This is a genomic window from Erwinia sp. HDF1-3R, assembly GCF_039621855.1.
Taxonomy (GTDB): domain Bacteria; phylum Pseudomonadota; class Gammaproteobacteria; order Enterobacterales; family Enterobacteriaceae; genus Erwinia.
The window spans coordinates 4,106,701-4,126,592 of sequence record NZ_CP155071.1 but is presented as its reverse complement, the minus strand read 5'-3'; the positions used below and the strand labels follow the sequence as shown (position 1 = coordinate 4,126,592).

The window sequence follows — 19,892 nt, the reverse complement described above, 5'->3', positions numbered from 1 at the left end:
CTTATCAGGGCGGCCCGTCGGCCGCCCTGACCGTTCAGGATGCGCATTGCGTGAAAATCACCCTTGATGAGCTACGTGCCTGGGTGGTAGTGGTCGACACCGGCTCAATTACCGCCGCTGCTGAGCAGCTCTCCCAGACCACTTCCGGCATCAGCCGCGCGCTGAGCAGGCTGGAAAAAAAGCTGCAAACCACGCTGCTACACCGCACCACCCGTCGCATTGCGCTGACCGAAGAGGGCCAGCTCTTTCTTGCACACGCGCGGGAAATACTGCGCGCGGTAGAAAGCGCGGAGGAGCAGATCGCCCAGCGGCGGGAAATCCCTTCTGGCCGCCTGCGGATCAATGCTGCCACGCCGTTTATGCTGCATGTCATCGTGCCGCTGTTGAATGAATTTACCGCGCGTTATCCCCTGATCCAGCTGGAGCTGAATACCGACGACGTGGTAATTGACCTGCTGGAACAGCAGACGGATATTGCCATTCGCATTGGTGAACTGCGGGATTCCACCATTCATGCCCGATCGCTGGGCTACAGCAAGCTGCGGCTGATGGCCAGTCCGGAATACCTGGCCAAGTACGGTACGCCTGCCAGCGTGGCGGATCTGGCAAATCATCGCCTGCTGGGGTTTAGCCAGCTTGAGCAGCATAATCTGTGGCCGGTCTGGCAGCGCGAAGGGGAGTTTCTGCCGATTGCGCCTTCCGTCTCCGCCTCCAGCGGCGAAACGCTGCGGCAGCTGGCGGTGTACGGGCAGGGGATTGTGCGCCTCTCCGATTTTATGAGTCGCGAAGATTGCGCAACCGGGCGACTGGTGCCGGTGCTGGCCGACGTCACCCGGGATATGCATCATCCGATCCACGCGGTTTACTATCGCAACGTCACCCTGTCGCTGCGAATTCGCTGTTTTCTCGACTTTCTCAGCGAATGCATCACGCAGCGGGGATTGTTATAAAACGAAAGCGCGCGTCCATTCCCTGACGATTACGGCGTCTGTTTCGCCGGCTCCAGCACGTAAATTTTAACGTTAAGTACGTCATCCCGGATGCGGGTACGGTGCTGCTCCATGTGCTCCGCCTGCTGATGTCCCTCCAGATGGCGCAGGGAATCCCACTGCTCAAGCATAAAGATCGAGTCCGGCGAGTGCTGCTTCCACGGAACCTGTGCGCTATGGTCGGTCAGCGCCTGATAGCCGCCGCATCCCGCTTCCTGCAACACTGTGGGCGTAAGTGTCTCAATGGCCTGTAAAACGGCGGCCCGGCGTCCGGGCTTTACGCAAATTTCAGCAATTACGGTCAGCATAGTGGTTCCTTAACAGCATAAGTATTGAATCAGTTAAGCGAAAATTCCGCCCAGGTGCGCCCGATAGCGTGCGAGGTCTTCGGCAATCATCGGCTGCTTGATCACGTCATTACAAATAAACGTCGGCAACCCTTCCATGCCCAGGAACTGATTGGCCTTGTGGAAATGCAGATAAACGCCATCCACGCCTACGCCTTCAAAGAACTGCTGCGGATCGGTAAAGGCGTCCAGTGGCGCATTCCACGTCAGTGACAGCATATATTTTTTACCCTGAAGCAGGCCACCAGAGCCATACTTTTTTGCTGCGTCGGCGCGGGTGCGTCCATCGCTGGCATAGAGGGCGCCGTGGCCTTCGGTAAAGACTTCATCAATATATTTTTTCAGGATCCAGGGTTCGCCCATCCACCAGCCCGGCATCTGGTATATTACCACGTCGTTCTGCACATACTTTTGGACTTCGTCGGCCAGCACATAACCTTCGTCAACGACGGTGACGCTGACCTCATGGCCTGCATCACGCAAAAAGGCGGTGGCGCAGTCGGTCAGCGTATGGTTAAGCTCGCCTTTGGAATGGGCGAAGGCCTTGCCGGCATCGACGATCAGGATTTTGCTCATGCTTCTCTCTCCAGTTCTTGATTTTGCGGCCAGTCTACGTAGAAAAATTTGCCAGAGAAACGTGCATCCGATCACAACACTGTTGCGCATTAAGCAATAATCCGGGCGTGTTGGCCCTTTGATAACGAGAAGAAAATAATGATAAAAACAGGCATCGTCGCACTACTGCTGATATCGGGCAGCGCCTGCGCGCAGTCACACCTTGACCGCGTAAGCCAGAGTAAAACCCTGACGGTTTGTACCACCGGCGACTATAAGCCCTACAGCTACCTGCGCGCTGACGGTCAGTATGAGGGGATTGATGTCAGCCTGGTCGAATCGCTGGCGCAGAGCCTGGGTGCCCAGGTCAAATGGGTGCCGACCAGCTGGAAAATGCTGACGCAGGACTTTCTGGGCAAGCAGTGTGATATCGCCGTGGGCGGCGTCTCCGTCACACTTAAGCGCCAGCAGACCGCCTGGTTCGCCGCGCCGCTGGATACGGACGGCAAAATCCCCCTGGTGCGCTGCGCCGATAAGACCCGCTACCGGTCGATTGCGCAGCTCAATAAGCCCGGGGTTCGCCTGATTGAGCCGGCAGGCGGCACCAATGAGGCCTTTGTGCATCGCTACCTGCCGCAGGCCAACCTCACCCTGTTTCATGACAACGTGACCATTTTCCAGCAGCTGGTGGATAAAAAGGCTGACGTGATGATAACTGACGCCTCGGAAGCGCTCTATCAGCAGAAGCGCTACCCACAGCTCTGTGCCGTTAACCCATCAAAGCCGCTGGAGTATGGCGAGAAGGCGTGGATGATCCCCCGTGACGACATGAGCTGGAAGCTCTATATCGACCAGTGGCTGCATCTGAGTAAGGCCTCCGGCGAGTATCAGCAGGTGGTCGGGCAGTGGCTGGCGGCGGCAAAATAAACTCGCAGCGCGGGCAGGATCCACCTGCCCGCGTGATTCGCCGTCTGCGCACGGTTACCTGTGACAGCACCAGCCCGGATAAGGTACTATCCTCGCCAAACGACCCCAATGTGACGCGCCGCGCGTGCCGCGATGAGAGGAAAAAACAGCAATGAGTGACCTGACGCAGGATGGTGCAGAGCGTCTTGCCCTGCATAAATTTACGGAAAATGCGTACCTGAACTACTCCATGTACGTCATCATGGACAGGGCGCTTCCCTATATTGGCGATGGTCTTAAACCCGTTCAGCGGCGCATCATCTATGCCATGTCCGAGCTGGGGCTGAATAACAGCGCCAAATTTAAGAAATCGGCCCGTACCGTGGGTGACGTGCTGGGTAAATACCATCCGCACGGCGACAGCGCCTGTTATGAAGCGATGGTGCTGATGGCGCAGCCCTTCTCCTATCGCTATCCACTGGTAGACGGCCAGGGTAACTGGGGGGCGCCGGACGACCCTAAATCCTTTGCCGCCATGCGTTATACCGAATCCCGCCTGTCTAAATATGCCGAGCTGCTGCTGGGCGAGCTGGGCCAGGGGACGGTGGATTACGTGCCCAACTTCGACGGGACGCTGCAGGAACCGTCCATCCTGCCCGCGCGGCTGCCGAACATTTTGCTGAACGGCACGACTGGCATTGCGGTCGGTATGGCGACCGATATACCGCCGCATAACCTGCGTGAAGTGGCGCAGGCCGCCATCACGCTGATCGACTCGCCCAAAGCGACAATCGAAGATCTGCTGGAGATCGTGCAGGGGCCGGACTACCCGACCGAGGCGGAGATCATCACGCCGCGTAACGAAATCCGTAAAATTTATCAGACCGGGCGCGGTTCGGTGCGTATGCGCGCGGTCTGGAAGCGAGAAGAGGGCGACGTGGTGATCACCGCGCTGCCGCATCAGGTTTCCGGCGCGCGCGTGCTGGAGCAGATCGCTGCCCAGATGCGCAATAAAAAGCTGCCGATGGTGGAAGATCTGCGCGACGAGTCCAACCATGAGAACCCAACGCGGCTGGTGATTGTGCCGCGTTCGAATCGCGTGGATATGGAGCAGGTGATGAACCACCTGTTTGCCACCACCGACCTGGAAAAAAGCTACCGCATCAATATGAATATGATCGGGCTGGATAACCGCCCGTCGGTGAAAAACCTGCTGGAAATCATCAGCGAATGGCTGGTTTATCGTCGTGAAACCGTGCGTCGCCGCCTCAGCCATCGCCTGGAAAAAGTGCTCAGGCGCCTGCATATTCTTGAGGGGCTGCTGGTTGCCTTCCTTAATATTGACGAAGTGATCCACATCATTCGCAGCGAAGACGAGCCGAAACAGGTGCTGATGTCGCGCTTCGAGATCAGTGAAACTCAGGCCGAAGCGATCCTTGAGCTGAAATTACGCCATCTTGCCAAACTGGAAGAGATGAAAATCCGCGGTGAGCAGGATGAGCTGGCGAAAGAGCGCGACCGTCTCCAGGCTATTCTCGCCTCGGAGCGCAAAATGAATTCGCTGCTGAAAAAAGAGCTTCAGGCCGACAGCGATGCCTACGGTGACGATCGTCGTTCACCGCTGTGCGAGCGGGGCGAAGCAAAGGCGATCAGCGAAAACGAGCTGGTGCCATCAGAACCGGTCACCATTGTGCTGTCGCAGATGGGCTGGGTACGCAGTGCCAAAGGGCACGATATCGATCCCTCCGGGCTGAGTTATAAAGCGGGAGACAGCTACCGCGCCGCAGCCAGGGGCAAAAGCAATCAGCCGGTCGTGTTTATTGACTCGACCGGGCGCAGCTATGCCCTGGAGCCGACGACGTTGCCTTCTGCGCGCGGGCAGGGTGAACCCCTTACCGGCAAGCTGACGCCGCCGCCGGGTGCCGTGATGGAGCAGGTGCTGATGGAGGCGGATGAGCAGAGGCTGCTCATGGCGTCGGATGCCGGATACGGCTTCGTCTGTACCTTTAGCGATCTGCTCTCACGCAATCGTGCCGGTAAAGCGCTGCTCAGCCTGCCGAAAAATGCCAAAGTGATGACGCCGATGGCTATCCACCACGACGACGACAGACTGCTTGCTATCACCGCTGCGGGCAGAATGCTGCTGTTCCCGGTGGCCGAGCTGCCGCAGCTGGCGAAAGGCAAAGGCAATAAAATCATCTCTATTCCCTCAGCGCAGGCCGCCGCCGGTGAAGATACGCTGAAATGGCTACTGCTGCTCCCCGCGCAGGCGTCCATCACGCTGCATGCCGGAAAACGTAAGCTCAAAGTGCGACCCGAGGAGCTGGAGAAGTTCCGCGCGGAGCGGGGGCGTCGAGGGACGCTGCTGCCGCGAGGATTGCAGAACGTTGAGCGCATAGAAGTTGACGCGCCGGAAAGAGCGGGTGCAGAGGCCCCCGATAGCGAGGAATAATACGCAATGATAAGCCTTTCTTACGCGGCTAACCCGGTGAAAGGCGGCGTATTTCATTAATTAAGGATATACTTTACCCGCTGGGTAAAGCGTTGAGATTCCCTGTATGTCGGTCCGCTGGCGCGTTTGCGGTAGCGGATTGACCGGGGAGGATCTGGAAGCAATAACGAGGATGTGATGCTCTCAATTTTACGTTTCGCGATCGTGATTATCTATTCAATCCTGATCAGTGTTTTTGGTTGTTTTTATTGCCTTTTTAGCCCGCGTAATCCGCGTCATGTTGCCACCTTTGGGCATCTTTTTGGCCGGCTGTCGCCGGTGTTTGGGCTGAAGGTTGAACTGCGCAGGCCCGAAGGGGCAGATAATTACCCGAATGCGATTTACATCGCCAATCATCAGAATAATTACGACATGATTACCGCGGCGAAGATGGTGCAGCCGACAACGGTAACCGTGGGTAAGAAAAGCCTGCTGTGGATCCCCTTTTTCGGGCAGCTCTACTGGCTGACGGGTAATCTGCTGATTGATCGGGAAAACCGCGCATCGGCACATGGTACCATCAGTAAAATGATCGCCCAGTTTAAAAAGAAGCGTATCTCCTTCTGGATGTTCCCGGAGGGGACCCGCAGCCGTGGACGCGGCCTGCTACCTTTTAAAACCGGCGCTTTTCATGCGGCAATCACGGCGGGCGTGCCGATTATCCCCATCGTCGTCTCCAATACGCACGATAAGATCAAACTGAATCGCCTGCATAATGGACATGTCATTATTGAGATGCTGCCCCCGGTGGATACCGCGGCCCTTGCCACACTCTCCGCGCGTAAGCTGGCGACCCACTGCCGCGAACTCATGTCAGCTAAGCTGGATGAGCTGAATGCGGAAGTGGCGGCGCGTGAGGCTGCTGATAAGCGCGGCGGAAAGTAATCGCTACGTTTCAGGCCCCACACAGCAATCAGAATGACAAATCAGGCGTGCAGCGGATCATCAGGCTGTTTTTTTAGGTTACGGAGTTGGTATGTCCTTCAGTCGACGTCAGTTTATTCAGGCATCGGGCGTCGCCCTGTGCGCCAGTGCACTGCCCGTACGCGCTTATGCGGCCGGACCCGGAGTCGCCTTACCGGTCCCGCCCCTTATTGAGTCGCGTCGCGGGCAGCCTGTTTTTCTGACCCTGCAACGCAGCCACTGGTCATTCACCGAGGGCAGCAAGGCGCAGGTGTGGGGGATCAACGGTCTCTACCTTGGCCCGACGGTACGGGTATGGAACGGTGACGACGTCAAACTGATCTACAGTAACCGCCTGGCTGAACCGGTCTCGATGACCATCAGCGGACTGCATCTGCCCGGCGCGCTGGCGGGCGGTGCGCCCCGGCTCATGTCTCCCGGCGTGGACTGGGCGCCGGTGCTCCCGGTGCGCCAGGCGGCGGCAACCTGTTGGTATCATGCCAATACGCCCAATCGTATGGCCCCGCATGTTTATAACGGGCTGGCGGGCATGTGGCTGGTCGAAGATGAGTTGAGCAAGTCACTGCCGCTGCCAAATCATTATGGCGTCGATGATTTTCCCCTGATTATTCAGGACAAGCGTCTGGATAACTTCGGTTCGCCGCAGTATGACCCGCCTTCCAGCGGCGGCTTCGTGGGGGATACGCTGCTGGTTAACGGCGTACAGAATCCCTGGGTTGAAGTCTCACGTGGATGGGTTCGCCTGCGGCTGCTGAACGCCTCAAACTCGCGACGCTACCAGCTCCAGCTGAGCGATGGTCGTCCGCTAAACGTCATTGCCAGCGATCAGGGTTTTCTTGCCGCGCCGGTGGCGGTGCAGCAGCTTTCGCTGGCGCCGGGCGAGCGCCGGGAGGTGCTGGTCGATATGAGTAAGGGTGATGAGGTTTCCGTGACGGCTGGAATGCCTGCGGGCCTGGTGGACCGCCTGCGCGGCCTGTTTGAGCCTTCGAGCATTCTCACCTCCACCCTGATCCTGACGCTCCGACCAACCGGGCTGCTGCCGCTGATGACCGATAACCTGCCGATGCGCTTACTGGCCGACCAGGTCATTGAGGGCAGCGTCAGCCGCACGCGGGAGTTCACGCTGGGCGACAGTATCGCCGGGATTAACGGGGCGCTTTGGGATATGACGCGGATCGACAACACCGCGCAGCAGGGAACCTTTGAACGCTGGATCATTCATGCCGATCTGCCGCAGTCGTTCCATATTCAGGGCGTGATGTTTCTGATTAAAAACGTCAATGGGGCACAGCCGATGGCTGAAGATCGCGGCTGGAAGGATACCGTCTGGGTGGACGGCAGCGTTGAGCTGTTCGTTTCGTTTGTTCAGTACTCTTCCGATCACTTCCCCTTTGTCTATTACAGTCAGACGCTGGAAATGGCCGATCGGGGTAGCGCGGGTCAGCTTTTGGTCCAGCCGGCGGGGTAACGCCAGCGGCAACGGGCCTGGCGTTAATCAGGCCCGTTCGTGCGCAGACGGATCGCTTAGTTCAGCTCGTCAGGATCCGGACCCAGGCGATTGCCCCTGTCCAGCGTGGCGATCTCACTGATTTCTGGTTTTTCCAGACGGAAGTCGAAAACCTTAAAGTTCTCTTCAATGCGCGATGGCGTGACCGATTTCGGGATCACCACCAGGCCGCTGTCCAGATGCCAGCGGATAACGATCTGCGCGGGGGTTTTGCCATACTTTTTCGCCAAGTTTTTGATGATCTCCTGATCGAATACGCCTTTCCCCCCCTGCGCCAGCGGGCTCCACGATTCGGTCTGGATTTGATGCATTGCGTTCCAGGCATGAAGCGTGCGCTGTTGCATCATCGGATGCAGCTCAATCTGATTGATGACCGGGCTGACGCCGGTTTCGTCCAGCAGGCGTTTAAGGTGGGCCTGCTGGAAGTTACAGACGCCAATACTTTTAGTCAGGCCCTGTTTCTGTAGCTCAATCATCGCCTTCCATGCTTCAACGTAGTTATCTTTCGCCGGGCAGGGCCAGTGCATCAGGTAGAGATCGACGCTCTGTAGCTGGAGCTTTTTCAGGCTGGTTTCAATGGCCTGCTCCGCATTCAGCTGGTCGTCATTCCACAGCTTGGTGGTAACAAAGATATCGTCACGCGCGACGTCAGTTTCCTGCAGCGCCTGACCAATCCCCTCTTCATTTTTATAGATAGCGGCGGTGTCGATAGCGCGATAGCCCACGTCAAGCGCCTTAACGGCTGCCTGACGTGCATCGTCGATGCTGGCCTGCCAGACGCCCAGACCTATTTGCGGCATCATGTTACCGTCGTGGAGTTTAATTACAGGTTGTTCAGCCATGTTCTCTCCTTTATCGCATTTTATCCGGTACGCTTCGCCGGTTAGTGTCACTAAGCTTAGCTGAGTTTATCGCACGCTTTGAGAAATCTTCTTGTGCAGGGTGTTTCATCCTGATGCCGGATGCGTTCACCGTATTCACTGCTTATTCCTGCCAAAGGATTGCCCAATTCTCCACGGCTCTGGAGAAAGATGAAAGAAGCGTTCATGATGTCAAAAGGAATTTCAGAGGGTGAGAATGGTTATGGATCGTAATGCGCTGTGCTCCCGGCTTGCTCAGCAGGTCATTGCCCTGAAAGAGGCACCCTCGCTGTCAATGGTGCCTGACATCAAGCTGCTGTACGTCGATCGGCCGAGCGGACGCACGCCGGTGATGTACTCATCGGGGATTGTGATCCTTTTCCAGGGGCATAAAACGGGGTATCTGGGCAATCACGTTTTCCACTATGACGCCACCAAATACCTGATGCTGACGGTGACCTTGCCCTTTGAGTGCGAAACCTTCGCGACTGCGGAAGAGCCGCTGGTGGGGATGTTGCTGAATGTGGATTCCACCCGCTTACAGGATCTGCTGATTGATATCGGCGATGACGACAGCTTTCACCCCGCGCCGCAGACGCGGGGAATACATACGGCATCCCTGACCGGGGAGATGCTGTGCGCCGCAGAGAGGCTGCTGGACGTCATGGCTAATCCGCGTGATGCCCGCGTGCTCGGGCCACAGATTGTGCGTGAAATCCTCTATTATGTCCTGCTGGGTCCCTGCGGGGGTGCCCTGCTGGCGCAGGTCAGTCGTCAGACTCAGTTCAGCCAGATAGCCCGCGCGCTGCGGCGGATTGAGCATAACTACCGGGATAACATGAGCGTGGATCAGCTGGCCGCAGAGGTGAATATGAGCGTCTCGGCGTTTCATCATAACTTTAAGGCGGTCACCAGCACTTCGCCGTTACAGTACCTGAAAAGCTACCGACTGCATCAGGCGCGGATGATGATGTTGCAGGAGGGGCTGAAAGCGAGTGCGGCGGCAATGCGGGTGGGTTATGAAAGCGCATCGCAGTTTTCTCGTGAGTTTAAACGCTATTTTGGCGTCACGCCGGGGGAAGAAGTGATGCGCATGCGGCAAACGGTATAAGAAGAGGGCCGAAACACCGGCCCTACAGAGAGGATTTTTTGCGCCTGATAACCAGCGTGATGCTACCCACCAGACCTACGCACAACAATACCAGCGGCAGAATCATCAGGATCGCCATGACCTGATCTTCATGACGCTTAATAAAAGGGACCTGGCTGATAGCGTAGCCTAGCGACACCAGAATCGTGACCCACAGCAGGCCGCTCAGCCAGTTGAACAGCTGGAAACGGCTGTTCTTCAGGCCGGAAATTCCCGCCATTGTAGGCAGAATGGTGCGAACAAACGCCAGAAAGCGCCCGACCAGCAGCGCCATCAGGCCGTGGCGATGAAACAAACTCCATGCCCGCTGATGATACTGCGCGGGCAAATGCATCAGCCAGCTTTTGACCAGCCGGGTATTCCCCAGCCAGCGGCCCTGAAGATAGCTCAGCCAGCAGCCGAGGCTGGCGGCAAGGGTGAGGATCAGCAGCGTCGGCATAAATGCCATAACGCCTTTCGCAATCATTGCCCCGGCCAGCAGCAGCAGGCTGTCACCGGGCAGAAAAGAGGCGGGCAACAGGCCGTTTTCAAGCAGCAGAGTGATAAACATAATGCCGTAGACAATCCATATCACATCCGGATTGGCGAGCGCAGCAAAATCCTGATGCCACAATGCCCGCACAATCTCGTGTAGTACACCCATTTCATATCCCAGTGAATACGTTAGTTGGTCAATTGTACTCGTTATTCGGCCCGTTAACCTTGATCGATGCCCATTGCTCTCTGTCGTTTGGTTTTTATTTACTTATTCATCCTGCTCAGGCTTCAAGACGGGCAAAGCCAGCGGCCAGATCGGCAATCAAATCGTCTACGTTTTCCAGGCCGATATGCACTCTCACCAGCGTTCCGCTAAAATCCACGCCCTTCGCAGGACGTATTGCCTCCAGCTCCTCAGGCTGGTTAGCGAGGATCAGCGACTCATAGCCTCCCCATGAGTAGGCCATACTGAAATGTTCAAAGTGATCCAGATAGTGGGCAAGCTGCGCATCGCTCAGGCGTTCTTTTAGCACAAAAGAGAACAGGCCGCTGCTGCCGGTAAAGTCACGCTTCCAGAATGCGTGTCCCCGACATTCAGGCAGCGCCGGGTGATTAACCACCGCCACTTCAGGACGCGCCGCCAGCCACTGGGCGATGTGGATAGCGCTCTCCTGATGCTGGCGCAGACGCACGGCGAGCGTACGCAGGCCGCGACTTGCCATGTAGGCGGTATCCGCGTCGACCATCTGCCCCATCAGATAGGAGTTCTCACGCAGCTGAGGCCAGCAGCGTTCATTTGCTACTGCGGTGCCGATCATGGCATCTGAATGGCCGATCAGGTATTTGGTACCGGCCTGGATAGAGATATCAATGCCAAAGGCCAGCGCCGGAAAGAGGATCCCGGCGGCCCAGGTATTGTCGATCATGATGATGACGTCCGGCGCCACGCGGCGCACCGCTACGACAATGGCCGGAATATCCTGAACTTCCATGGTGATGGAGGCCGGGGATTCAAGGAAGACCACTTTGGTGTTGGGCTGGACTAGCTCTGCAATTTCATCGCCAATATTGTGATCGAACCACTGGGTTGAGACATTCATTTTACTGAGAATTTTGCTGCAAAAATCCTGAGTGGGCTCATACACCGATCCCGCCATCAGCACATTGTCACCTGCGGCAACAAAAGCGAGGATGGCATTGGCGACGGCCGCCGCCCCGCAGGGATAAAGCGCACAGCCCGCGCCGCCTTCCAGTTCGGTCATGGCGTCCTGAAGAGAGAAGTGGGTGAGCGTGCCGCGACGACCATAGAAAAGTTCACGGTCGGCGCGCCCTGCTGTAGCGCGTTTTTTCTCTGCCACGCTGTCGAATACCAGTGATGACGCCCGTTGAATCACGCTGTTAACGGCGCCCTGGGTATAGCGTTTGCTGCGGCCAGCCGCGATCAGCGTGGTTTCGATTTTTTTTCTGCTCATCAATTGCTCAGTCTGAGAAAGGTTGATTTCTAACGTTAACACGGCGCGCCTGATGACGAAATTGAGCAATGCGCTGTATGACAAAGTTTCAGTCTGAAGCCAGAAAAGCGCTGATAAATGCGGGAAAAAAGCGGGTGGATGTAAATACTAATGATAACCACTATCAATTCAGCATTGATTTGGTATGATCCTGACTGGTTTTTTGCTTTTAGTTGATTTCCGTTGGAGAGACAGCGTGACGAATGATTTGATGCAGACGGACCTTTCCGTTTGGGGCATGTACCATCATGCAGACATCGTGGTTAAAGTGGTAATGATCGGACTGCTGCTGGCATCGGTCGTCACCTGGGCAATGTTTTTCAGCAAAAGCGCAGAACTGAGTTCCGCAAAGCGTCGTCTGAAGCGTGAGCAGCAGGCACTGGCTGAGGCGCGATCGCTACCCGAGGCCTCGAAGACCTGCGCAACCTTTAATGCGGCCAGCCTGACGGCGCTGCTGCTGAAAGAAGCGGAAGATGAGCTACAGCTTTCGCAGGGCTCTGACGACAATGATGGCATCAAAGAGCGCACCGCCTTCCGACTGGAGCGCCGCGTCGCATTCTTCAGTCGCCATGCAGGCCGGGGTAACGGATTCCTGGCGACGGTAGGCTCAATCGCCCCCTTTGTCGGCCTGTTCGGCACCGTATGGGGAATTATGAACAGCTTTATCGGCATCGCGCAGACGCAGACCACCAATCTGGCGGTCGTCGCGCCGGGTATCGCGGAAGCGCTGCTGGCCACCGCCGTAGGTTTGATTGCGGCAATCCCGGCCGTGGTCATCTATAACGTCTTTGCCCGCATGATCGCTAATTACAAGGCATCAATGGGCGACGTTGCGGCGCAGATCCTGCTGCTGCAAAGCCGCGATCTGGATCTGGCGGCCAGCAATGATTCACCGCGCCACGCCGCTGCTCAGAAACTGCGGGTGGGCTAAGTACGATGGCGATGCGATTGAATGAAGATCACGAAAGCAACGGCGAAATGCATGAGATTAACGTCACGCCGTTTATCGACGTGATGCTGGTGCTGCTGATCATCTTTATGGTCGCCGCGCCGCTGGCGACAGTTGACGTTCGCGTTAATCTGCCTGCTTCTACCAGTACGCCGCAGCCACGTCCCGATAAGCCCGTTTATCTTTCGATTAAGGCTGATAAGCAGTTGTTTATTGGCAATAATGCGGTGACGGACGAGACGCTGGTTAATGCCCTGAACGATCAGACGGCGGGTAATAAGGAAACCACCATTTTCTTCCAGGCCGATAAGTCGGTGGATTATGCCACGCTGATGGGGGTTATGGATAAGCTGCGTCAGGCGGGTTATTTGAAGATTGGCCTGATGGGTATGGAATCCACCGCGAAGTAGCGGACTGGACTGGTCGCGATCGGGCGTTAAAGGAGTAGGGGACTGTTGCCCGGTGTCAGGTATTTCGGCATCCTGTTGCCAGGTTGCCAGGTTGCCAGGTTGCCAGGTTGCCAGGTTGCCAGGTTAGGTTGTAATACCTGCGATACCGGTGGACAATCCCAGCGTTCGCCGGGCGTCCTCACGCCACGCTCCGCGTGGTGCCTTTGGCTCCGGCTCCAGGCCGGACGGCCCGGTCGCGAGCGGGCGTCCTGCCCGCCGCTCCCTGAGTGCAGCATCCCTGCTGCCCTCGCCTGGCCCTCCGTCTTCGCCGCAGCGCTGCGGATTGCCCGTCAACCGCAGGGATTGTCCACCTCTCAGGCTTTTGAGTTGCTTCAGGTAAAACCTATTTGTCGTTCCGTCATTACCTGAGCGACTTCAGGCCAAGTCCTGTTCGCACGCGGACATTTGAACCCCTTTCAATGACACTTGTTTTCCTGAAATGCATAATTCATTTTGCATTAAACCCGGCGAAACTTTCCTGTACTCCCTGGAACTGCTTATAGCCGCAGCCAGCACAATGCAAAAGGATTGGGTGTGTGGTTACCGTTGTCAGGGTTTCCGGCACTCTGCTGGTTAGCGGGTTAGCTGCAACGCCTGCTCTCCCGGTGGATAATCCCAGCGTTTGCCGGTGAGTTGTCCGGGCTGCAACATCTGCTGTGTCGGTGGATAATCCCAGCGTTTGCCGGGCGTCGCAGCTACAGGCTTTGCCTGGTGCCTTTGGCTCCGACGCCAGGCCGGACGGCCCGGTTGCGAGCGGGCATCCCTGCCCGCCGCTCCCTGAGTGCAGCATCCCTGCTACCCTCGCCTGGCCCTCCGTCTTCGCCGCAGCGCTGCGGATTGCCCGTCAACCGCAGGGATTGTCCACCTCTCAGGCTTTTGAGTTGCTTTTACCCGCAGCCAGCACAATGTTAAAGGAGCAGCGGATGGGGCCCGGTGACAGGCATTCCGCCACCCCGCGGGTTACCTGGTAAGTTGTGCAGGCTGCATACCTGCGATGCCGGTGGATAATCCCAGCGTTCGCCGGGCGTCCTCACGCCACGCTCCGCGTGGTGCCTTTGGCTCCGGCTCCGGCCCGGACGGCCCGGTCGCGAGCGGGCGTCCCTGCCCGCCGCTCCCTGAGTGCAGCATCCCTGCTGCCCTCGCCTGGCCCTCCGTCTTCGCCGCAGCGCTGCGGATTGCCCGTCAACCGCAGGGATTGTCCACCTCTCAGGCTTTTGAGTTGCTTTTACCCGCAGCCAGCACAATGCAAAAGGAGCAGGCGGGTGGGGCCCGGTGACAGGCATTCCGCAGCGCTGAGTGCAGAGAGGAAGACCCGGATGGGCCAGCAGGGATGCGGGCACAAGGGCATGCCGGGACAGGGATGTCCCGTCATGCCCGGTCCGAAAGGTCGACGAGCGGAGCGAAGGAACCGCGCCACGCGCGGCGCGAGGACCGCCAGGCACCGGGCCCCACCCGTAGGCGACACCCCAGGCTTTTGTAGCGCCGGGCCCCACCCGTAGGCGACACCCCAGGCTTTTGTAGCGCCGGGCCCCACCCACAGGCGACACCTCCAGCTTTTGTAGCACCGGGCCCCACCCCCAGGCGACACCCCAGGCTTTTGTAGCGCCGGGCCCCACCCCCAGGCGACACCTCCAGCTCTTGTAGCGCCGCGCACCATATGCAGACACCACCAGGCATCATGCCTCATCCACTGTCCGAACTTAAACCTGAGCCAGCGGAGCCGCCGTATTCTTAATCTGATACTGACGGACCAGACGCTTAATAATCATGGTGCCAAGCAGGCCACAAACGGCGGCAATGGTTAGCCAGACGCCGGGCATCGCCTTATCGCCTGTCGAGTGAATCAGATAACTGCAGATTGCCGGGGTGAAGCCGCCGAACAGCGCGGTAGCGAGACTGTAGGCCAGTGAGAAGCCCGTGGCACGCACCTCAGCAGGCATAATCTCCGCCAGATACACCACCATTGCGCCGTTATAGCTGGCATAAAGAAAGGAGAGCCACAGCTCGGCTTCCAGCAGATGCGCAAACGTCGGTGACCCCACCAGCCAGTGCAGAACCGGCCAGGCAGTGGCGATCATCAGCACGCTAAACAGAATCAGCAGCGGGCGGCGGCCATAACGGTCGGAAACCGAGCCCATAATGGGCAGCCATATCAGGTTAGACAGCCCTACGCACAGCGTGACAAAAAAGCTCTGTTTATCGCTCATCATCAGCACCGTTTTGCCAAACGTCGGCGTAAAGGCGGTGATCATATAAAACATCACCGTGGTAGTCACCACCATCAACATCCCCGCCAGCACCAGCGGCCAGTTACTGGCTACCGACCTGACAATCTGCTTCATCGAAGGGTGTACTTTACGCTGGCTGAACTCCTCGGTTTCCTCCAGCATACGGCGGATCCAAAACAAAAACGGCACGATCATACAGCCAATCACAAAGGGAATGCGCCAGCCCCAGTCGGTGACCTGATCCTTTTCCAGTAAATGATTCAGTCCCAGCCCAAGCAGTGCGGCAAATATAACTGCCACCTGCTGGCTGCCCGACTGCCAGCTGACAAAGAAACCCTTGCGCTTAGGAGGAGCCATCTCAGCCAGATACACCGAAACGCCGCCCAGCTCCACGCCTGCCGAGAAGCCCTGTAGCAGACGCCCCAGCAAAATCAGAATCGGCGCAGCGACGCCCAGCGTATTGTATCCCGGCACTACGGCGATGGTCAGCGTCCCCAGCGCCATCAGTCCCAGCGTGACCAGCAGCCCTTTACGGCGGCCATGATGGTCGATATATGAGCCAAGAATAATGGCACCGAGCGGACGCATCAGGAAGCCAGCGCCAAAGGTCATTAGCGTCAGCATCAAAGAAGCAAAGGGGTTATCACCGGGGAAGAAGGTTTTGGCAATGGCGGTCGCGTAGTAGCCGAACACCATAAAATCATACATCTCCAGAAAATTACCGCTGGTTACGGTGAAAATAGTTCTGGCATGGCTTCGCGGTTTTTTTGCGGGTGGGGAGAAAACAGTCATACAGCATCCTTTAGTTTTTTCACCCTTTTAGCCTGTCAGCAAATATTTTAATGTGATCGATATCACTGTTAACACTTAACTATCGTATTACATGGGTAACAAATAGTTAACACAATGCTGGAGGTATAGCGGCCTGTGAAACGCGCTATGGCTCACTTTTGCTGGTTCTCCCTGACGCAAGATTCATCAAGGCCCGATAGTTACGAGGGCGCGTTACGCTATATCGGCCGTACTTTCCAATGAGATATATTTCACCACGTTACATTAGCCGTGCTTTCAAATAAGGGTCCACCACCACGTTACATTAGCCGTGCTTTCAAATAAGAGTCCACCACCACGTTTTACCAGGCGCGCGTTAAAATGAGAGATCCACGACCACGCTGTCGCTGTAGCTGCCTGCTACGGGTGTGGTTTGGTTAGTTAAAATCTGTGCGGTGTAATTAAAGGTGCGGGTCAACCCATCAACACTGATGCTGTTCGCCGCCGTGCTGGCCACGCGCTCGCTGCCAAGAGGCCCCCAGCGCAGGGTGCTGGTATTTTGATAAATCTCATAGGCAAGCTGGTTGCTGCCGCTGGTCATATAGCGTTGGCTCCCCACCGCATGGCTGCCGTTGCTCAGTCCCACCGTATAGGTGCTGCCTTTAGTGCAGATGACATTAATAGACTGGGCGACTTTACTGAAGCTGCTGACCAGCGGCGCACTGCCAAAGCTGATGTTGGGTGCGGTGATGGTGGTGCAGTCGTTAGTGATAGTCATACTGACGGTAATGGGCACCGTGCCGGAGCTGGTTATCTGACTGCCCGCCAGGCATAGCCCGAGCGCGCCCAGCCCGGTACAGACGTTGTAACTGACCAGCATATTCATGACCCCCGTATAGCTTCCGGCGGCCACCACCTGACCCGGCACGGTGCGCATATATACCGGAATGGTAAAGTTTTGCCCGCCCAGCAGACCCACCAAATTCACTAACTGGGAAGAGCTGAAGCTAACGGTGGTTCCGCCAATGGTCATCTCATTGCCGCAGGCGGAATCGCTACACAGCTGGACAGGAATGAGATCGCTGCCGCTACTACTGGTTTTAAGTGCGCCACGCGTACCGCTGGTATAGGTCGCGCTTGTCAGCTGTATTTTGACGTAATCCGTTGATAGCAGCGAAAGGATACTGCCCGAGCCGCAGTTAACGTTCACGCTGGCCGAGGTGGCACTGGCGGTGGTATTCACCGCAAACGAACTGACGGTGCCGAACGAGGCGGTCGACGAGGGTAGGGTGCAGGCCGCCCATCCAGAGAGTGGGCAGGCCATCAGTAGTAAAAACAGGACGGCTGAGATTTTTTTCATCACGGTGCTCCTGGCGCATCGGCGGAGAGAGTGCAGGTTAGCGGTCCATAGGTCCTGAGGGATTCAGGTCGTCCGCCGGGGACCTTCAATACCGACTCGCAGTGTCGTCCGTCCGGCGTTTCGGCCCTGAACGGGTTTTCGGGCTTGAGATTTTCCATCCAGGCAATGCCGTCCCAGCCGACGTATTCCGTGGCCTGACCCTGGCGGATAAGCTGGGTTGACACGGGAAGAGGTTGCCCGTTCTGATCGAGCAGGATAACGCTGGCGGCGCGCAGCGGAACGATGGGGAAATGCAGCAGATAACCGCTCTGACGCTTAACCGCGAAGCGCTGCTCGACCGATGAGGTCGTCATATCCACCGGCAGGTCGAGCGTATTAATTGCATATTTCGCCGGATACCACGAGCTGACTCTCGGCACCAGCAGATAACCCTTGCTATTCGTCTTACCCATTAACTGATTCTCATAGTCTACTTCGACTTCGGGATAATCGGTTTTTACCAGTACAAAGGCATCATTCACCTCATTGGCGGCAAACAGGCTGCCATCCATAAACACCAGTGACCCGGTGATATCACCAAACTGGGTGCTGTAATCGCTGTCACCGTAGAACCCTGCTGAGGTCTGAATCAGGTCATTACGCCAGCTAACGCTGCCCTGGGTGAAGTCGCTGCCGCTGCTCTCGCGTGCCCAGGAGGCATCATAGGAAAAGCCCCCTTCGGTGGGCATGGCGCGTGAGACGCCCAGACGCTGTGCCGTGCCGCCAAAACGGTCGCGCTCCAGGCCGATGCTGGCATTTCCCCGTTCGCTGAAGGGGATCACCAGTGAAACGGCACCGGACCATACGTCCTGCTGCTGGTCATGGGTGGCGGAGAGGTAAAGGCTACTGTTACCCCAGATATTCTTACTCCAGGAGAGGTTCAACAGCTGGGTTTTGTTACCGCTGCCGCTGGTAATATCAATAAAAGCCGCGCCCAGGCTGCCGTACTGGTCCAGCGACAGGCTGACATTATACTGGGCGCTGCGGCGGCTAAGCGTATATTCCGTTCTGGCCGCCCCGCTGCTGCGATCGCCATACAGCGCCAGATTGCTGAAGTCAGCGGTGCGAATAATATGCTGAGTGCCGATGCTAAAGCGGCTGTTGTTATACTGATAACCCCAGCTGTACTGGTCACCGCTCTCACCGTCCATCTGGCTGCGGGTCACCGCACTATTCACTACGCCGAGCGAGCCGATGCGCATCTGCCCGCCCGCACCGGCCAGCGCCAGGGACTCTGCGGCCTCGGCGTGGCTCTCCAGCGTCAGCCAGTCGTTCAGACCATAGCGCCAGGAGCCGCTGGCAGCACCCGCGCCATAGTCTGCGTTTTTGACCCCGTAGTTTTCGCGCAGCGCACCGGCAGAGAAGGAGAAGTCCGACAGGCCGGGCTTCAGCAGATTACTGGAGACGTAAAAAGGCATCGTCGTGGTGATGCGACGGCCAGTTGCATCGGTGGTCACCACTACCGCGTTTCCCGCCCCGTTGACGAAGGGCATATTGGTCATCGACCATGGACCGGGCTGCACGTTGTTAGAACTGTTTCTGTAGCCGTTGACGAACAGATCGACGGTCGAGGGAACCGCCGCCTGGCCGGAAAAAGCGGGCAGGGGATAGGTAATAATATCCGGGCGCACCGAGAAATCCCGCGCAATCTGGATGCCGCCCAGCCTGACGCTGTTGCTCCACGCCAGTGAATCCGTAATCAAATCCCCTACGCGCCAGCTCAGGGATCGCTCCTCATCCTGATTGCTCCACCAGCTGTCGTAGCGGAGATAGCCATCATTTTGATAACCCGGCGAACCAGCGATCTGCTGCTGATAAACGCCGTTGGTCGAAAGCTGCCCGCCGCTGCCAAACAGGCGAAACTCGCTCCACGCGGAAAGACGTGTACCACTCTGGCTGGTCCGGCTGGTGTAGAGATCGTAGTTGAACAGTGCACCTGGCGTGCTGAGTCCGGGGTAGCGTGGCTGTTGATTGTCGCTGCCGCCCAGATGCTGAGCCGGGAGCCAGTCGGGCGGCACGGTCAGCAGAATGCGCTGGCGGGCGGCGTCATAATTTGCCTTCACGCCTGGCAGGGTAGAGACATCCACCATTGAGGAGCTGATTTGCGCCGCCGGAATACCGGCCCGCTGAAGATCGCCCGCCCTGAGAAGATAGTGGTCGCCGTTAAACGTAACGGGTACGACCTGCTGGCTGTCGCGATCGTTTACCACCAGGCCCAGCATATATTGCTGCTTCTGCGGGCCAGCCTCATTTTTTACCGGCGGCGGCGGCAGTGAGGACCAGGTCTCTGCCCGCCCGGCCCCGGGCAGCAGACTTCCCAGCAGGCTGACAACGACGGGCAGGTAGCGGCTTACTGAAGCTAAGCTATGCCTGCTCATC

General features: G+C 57.4%; 18 protein-coding genes. 10 read left to right on the top strand and 8 right to left on the bottom strand.

What is annotated here, in order from left to right:
- The first annotated feature begins 50 nt into the window (after nt 1-50).
- On the top strand, nt 51-950 hold the full coding sequence (locus tag AAGR22_RS18725) for a LysR family transcriptional regulator (protein WP_345828966.1): 900 nt from the start codon (nt 51-53) through the stop codon (nt 948-950).
- Between the two features lie 29 nt (nt 951-979).
- Here the strand turns inward: AAGR22_RS18725 and AAGR22_RS18720 are convergent, their stop codons facing one another.
- Nucleotides 980-1,297 (bottom strand): antibiotic biosynthesis monooxygenase, encoded by a 318-nt coding sequence (locus AAGR22_RS18720; RefSeq protein ID WP_067706228.1) that lies wholly within the window; start codon nt 1,295-1,297, stop codon nt 980-982.
- Nucleotides 1,298-1,330: 33 nt separating this feature from the next.
- Nucleotides 1,331-1,912: an NAD(P)H-dependent oxidoreductase gene (locus AAGR22_RS18715; RefSeq protein ID WP_345828964.1), complete on the bottom strand. Its 582-nt coding sequence runs from the start codon at nt 1,910-1,912 to the stop codon at nt 1,331-1,333.
- Between the two features lie 138 nt (nt 1,913-2,050).
- Here AAGR22_RS18715 and AAGR22_RS18710 point away from each other — a divergent pair, with 138 nt between their 5' ends.
- The 4 genes from AAGR22_RS18710 (at nt 2,051) to ftsP (ending at nt 7,680) form a co-directional block, all read left to right on the top strand.
- On the top strand, nt 2,051-2,818 hold the full coding sequence (locus tag AAGR22_RS18710; RefSeq protein ID WP_345828962.1) for a transporter substrate-binding domain-containing protein: 768 nt from the start codon (nt 2,051-2,053) through the stop codon (nt 2,816-2,818).
- A 151-nt stretch (nt 2,819-2,969) separates the two neighbouring features.
- Complete coding sequence (parC, locus tag AAGR22_RS18705; RefSeq protein WP_067706234.1) at nt 2,970-5,249, top strand: DNA topoisomerase IV subunit A; 2,280 nt, start codon at nt 2,970-2,972, stop codon at nt 5,247-5,249.
- 177 nt (nt 5,250-5,426) lie between these two features.
- Nucleotides 5,427-6,173 carry a 1-acylglycerol-3-phosphate O-acyltransferase gene (locus AAGR22_RS18700; RefSeq protein ID WP_345828959.1) on the top strand — a complete coding sequence of 249 codons (747 nt, stop codon included), beginning with the start codon at nt 5,427-5,429 and terminating at the stop codon, nt 6,171-6,173.
- Nucleotides 6,174-6,264: 91 nt separating this feature from the next.
- Nucleotides 6,265-7,680, top strand: coding sequence for a cell division protein FtsP (gene ftsP, locus AAGR22_RS18695; protein ID WP_345828957.1), 1,416 nt, complete (start codon nt 6,265-6,267; stop codon nt 7,678-7,680).
- 56 nt (nt 7,681-7,736) lie between these two features.
- On the opposite strand, the gene dkgA is transcribed toward ftsP, so the two are convergent.
- Entirely contained in the window at nt 7,737-8,561 is an 825-nt protein-coding gene (gene dkgA, locus AAGR22_RS18690) for a 2,5-didehydrogluconate reductase DkgA (RefSeq protein ID WP_067706240.1), read from the bottom strand.
- A gap of 241 nt (nt 8,562-8,802) precedes the next feature.
- Between dkgA and AAGR22_RS18685 the strand changes: the two genes are divergently transcribed.
- Nucleotides 8,803-9,690 (top strand): AraC family transcriptional regulator, encoded by an 888-nt coding sequence (locus AAGR22_RS18685; RefSeq protein ID WP_067706355.1) that lies wholly within the window; start codon nt 8,803-8,805, stop codon nt 9,688-9,690.
- Between the two features lie 22 nt (nt 9,691-9,712).
- Here AAGR22_RS18685 and AAGR22_RS18680 read toward each other — a convergent pair whose 3' ends face one another.
- Entirely contained in the window at nt 9,713-10,372 is a 660-nt protein-coding gene (locus AAGR22_RS18680; protein WP_067706242.1) for a DedA family protein, read from the bottom strand.
- Between the two features lie 115 nt (nt 10,373-10,487).
- Nucleotides 10,488-11,678 (bottom strand): cystathionine beta-lyase, encoded by a 1,191-nt coding sequence (metC, locus tag AAGR22_RS18675; RefSeq protein WP_345828954.1) that lies wholly within the window; start codon nt 11,676-11,678, stop codon nt 10,488-10,490.
- A gap of 235 nt (nt 11,679-11,913) precedes the next feature.
- Here metC and exbB point away from each other — a divergent pair, with 235 nt between their 5' ends.
- From exbB to AAGR22_RS18655, 4 genes are all read left to right on the top strand, one after another.
- Nucleotides 11,914-12,648 (top strand): tol-pal system-associated acyl-CoA thioesterase, encoded by a 735-nt coding sequence (gene exbB, locus AAGR22_RS18670; protein WP_197473332.1) that lies wholly within the window; start codon nt 11,914-11,916, stop codon nt 12,646-12,648.
- Nucleotides 12,649-12,653: 5 nt separating this feature from the next.
- Complete coding sequence (exbD, locus tag AAGR22_RS18665) at nt 12,654-13,076, top strand: TonB system transport protein ExbD (protein WP_345828952.1); 423 nt, start codon at nt 12,654-12,656, stop codon at nt 13,074-13,076.
- Nucleotides 13,077-13,777: 701 nt separating this feature from the next.
- Nucleotides 13,778-14,086, top strand: a complete 309-nt coding sequence (locus tag AAGR22_RS18660; RefSeq protein ID WP_345828950.1) for a hypothetical protein — start codon at nt 13,778-13,780, stop codon at nt 14,084-14,086.
- Nucleotides 14,087-14,115: 29 nt separating this feature from the next.
- Nucleotides 14,116-14,391, top strand: coding sequence for a hypothetical protein (locus AAGR22_RS18655; protein WP_345828949.1), 276 nt, complete (start codon nt 14,116-14,118; stop codon nt 14,389-14,391).
- A gap of 424 nt (nt 14,392-14,815) precedes the next feature.
- Here AAGR22_RS18655 and AAGR22_RS18650 read toward each other — a convergent pair whose 3' ends face one another.
- The 3 genes from AAGR22_RS18650 to AAGR22_RS18640 all read right to left on the bottom strand — a co-directional run bounded on the left by AAGR22_RS18650 (nt 14,816) and on the right by AAGR22_RS18640 (nt 19,891).
- Nucleotides 14,816-16,135, bottom strand: a complete 1,320-nt coding sequence (locus tag AAGR22_RS18650; RefSeq protein WP_067706250.1) for an MFS transporter — start codon at nt 16,133-16,135, stop codon at nt 14,816-14,818.
- A gap of 355 nt (nt 16,136-16,490) precedes the next feature.
- Nucleotides 16,491-17,474 (bottom strand): spore coat U domain-containing protein, encoded by a 984-nt coding sequence (locus AAGR22_RS18645; RefSeq protein WP_345828946.1) that lies wholly within the window; start codon nt 17,472-17,474, stop codon nt 16,491-16,493.
- Nucleotides 17,474-19,891: a fimbria/pilus outer membrane usher protein gene (locus tag AAGR22_RS18640; protein WP_345828945.1), complete on the bottom strand. Its 2,418-nt coding sequence runs from the start codon at nt 19,889-19,891 to the stop codon at nt 17,474-17,476. The genes AAGR22_RS18645 and AAGR22_RS18640 overlap by 1 nt, the downstream gene beginning before the upstream one ends.
- Nucleotide 19,892 lies beyond the last annotated feature (1 nt).

Coding starts and splice junctions, on each gene's coding strand:
- AAGR22_RS18700 (WP_345828959.1), top strand. CDS start 5,427: ATGCTCTCAATTTTACGTTTCGCGATCGTGATTATCTATTCAATCCTG.
- AAGR22_RS18685 (WP_067706355.1), top strand. CDS start 8,803: ATGGATCGTAATGCGCTGTGCTCCCGGCTTGCTCAGCAGGTCATTGCC.
- dkgA (WP_067706240.1), bottom strand. CDS start 8,561: ATGGCTGAACAACCTGTAATTAAACTCCACGACGGTAACATGATGCCG.
- ftsP (WP_345828957.1), top strand. CDS start 6,265: ATGTCCTTCAGTCGACGTCAGTTTATTCAGGCATCGGGCGTCGCCCTG.
- AAGR22_RS18680 (WP_067706242.1), bottom strand. CDS start 10,372: ATGGGTGTACTACACGAGATTGTGCGGGCATTGTGGCATCAGGATTTT.
- AAGR22_RS18650 (WP_067706250.1), bottom strand. CDS start 16,135: ATGACTGTTTTCTCCCCACCCGCAAAAAAACCGCGAAGCCATGCCAGA.
- AAGR22_RS18720 (WP_067706228.1), bottom strand. CDS start 1,297: ATGCTGACCGTAATTGCTGAAATTTGCGTAAAGCCCGGACGCCGGGCC.
- AAGR22_RS18640 (WP_345828945.1), bottom strand. CDS start 19,891: ATGAGCAGGCATAGCTTAGCTTCAGTAAGCCGCTACCTGCCCGTCGTT.
- metC (WP_345828954.1), bottom strand. CDS start 11,678: ATGAGCAGAAAAAAAATCGAAACCACGCTGATCGCGGCTGGCCGCAGC.
- AAGR22_RS18645 (WP_345828946.1), bottom strand. CDS start 17,474: ATGAAAAAAATCTCAGCCGTCCTGTTTTTACTACTGATGGCCTGCCCA.
- AAGR22_RS18710 (WP_345828962.1), top strand. CDS start 2,051: ATGATAAAAACAGGCATCGTCGCACTACTGCTGATATCGGGCAGCGCC.
- AAGR22_RS18715 (WP_345828964.1), bottom strand. CDS start 1,912: ATGAGCAAAATCCTGATCGTCGATGCCGGCAAGGCCTTCGCCCATTCC.
- parC (WP_067706234.1), top strand. CDS start 2,970: ATGAGTGACCTGACGCAGGATGGTGCAGAGCGTCTTGCCCTGCATAAA.
- exbD (WP_345828952.1), top strand. CDS start 12,654: ATGGCGATGCGATTGAATGAAGATCACGAAAGCAACGGCGAAATGCAT.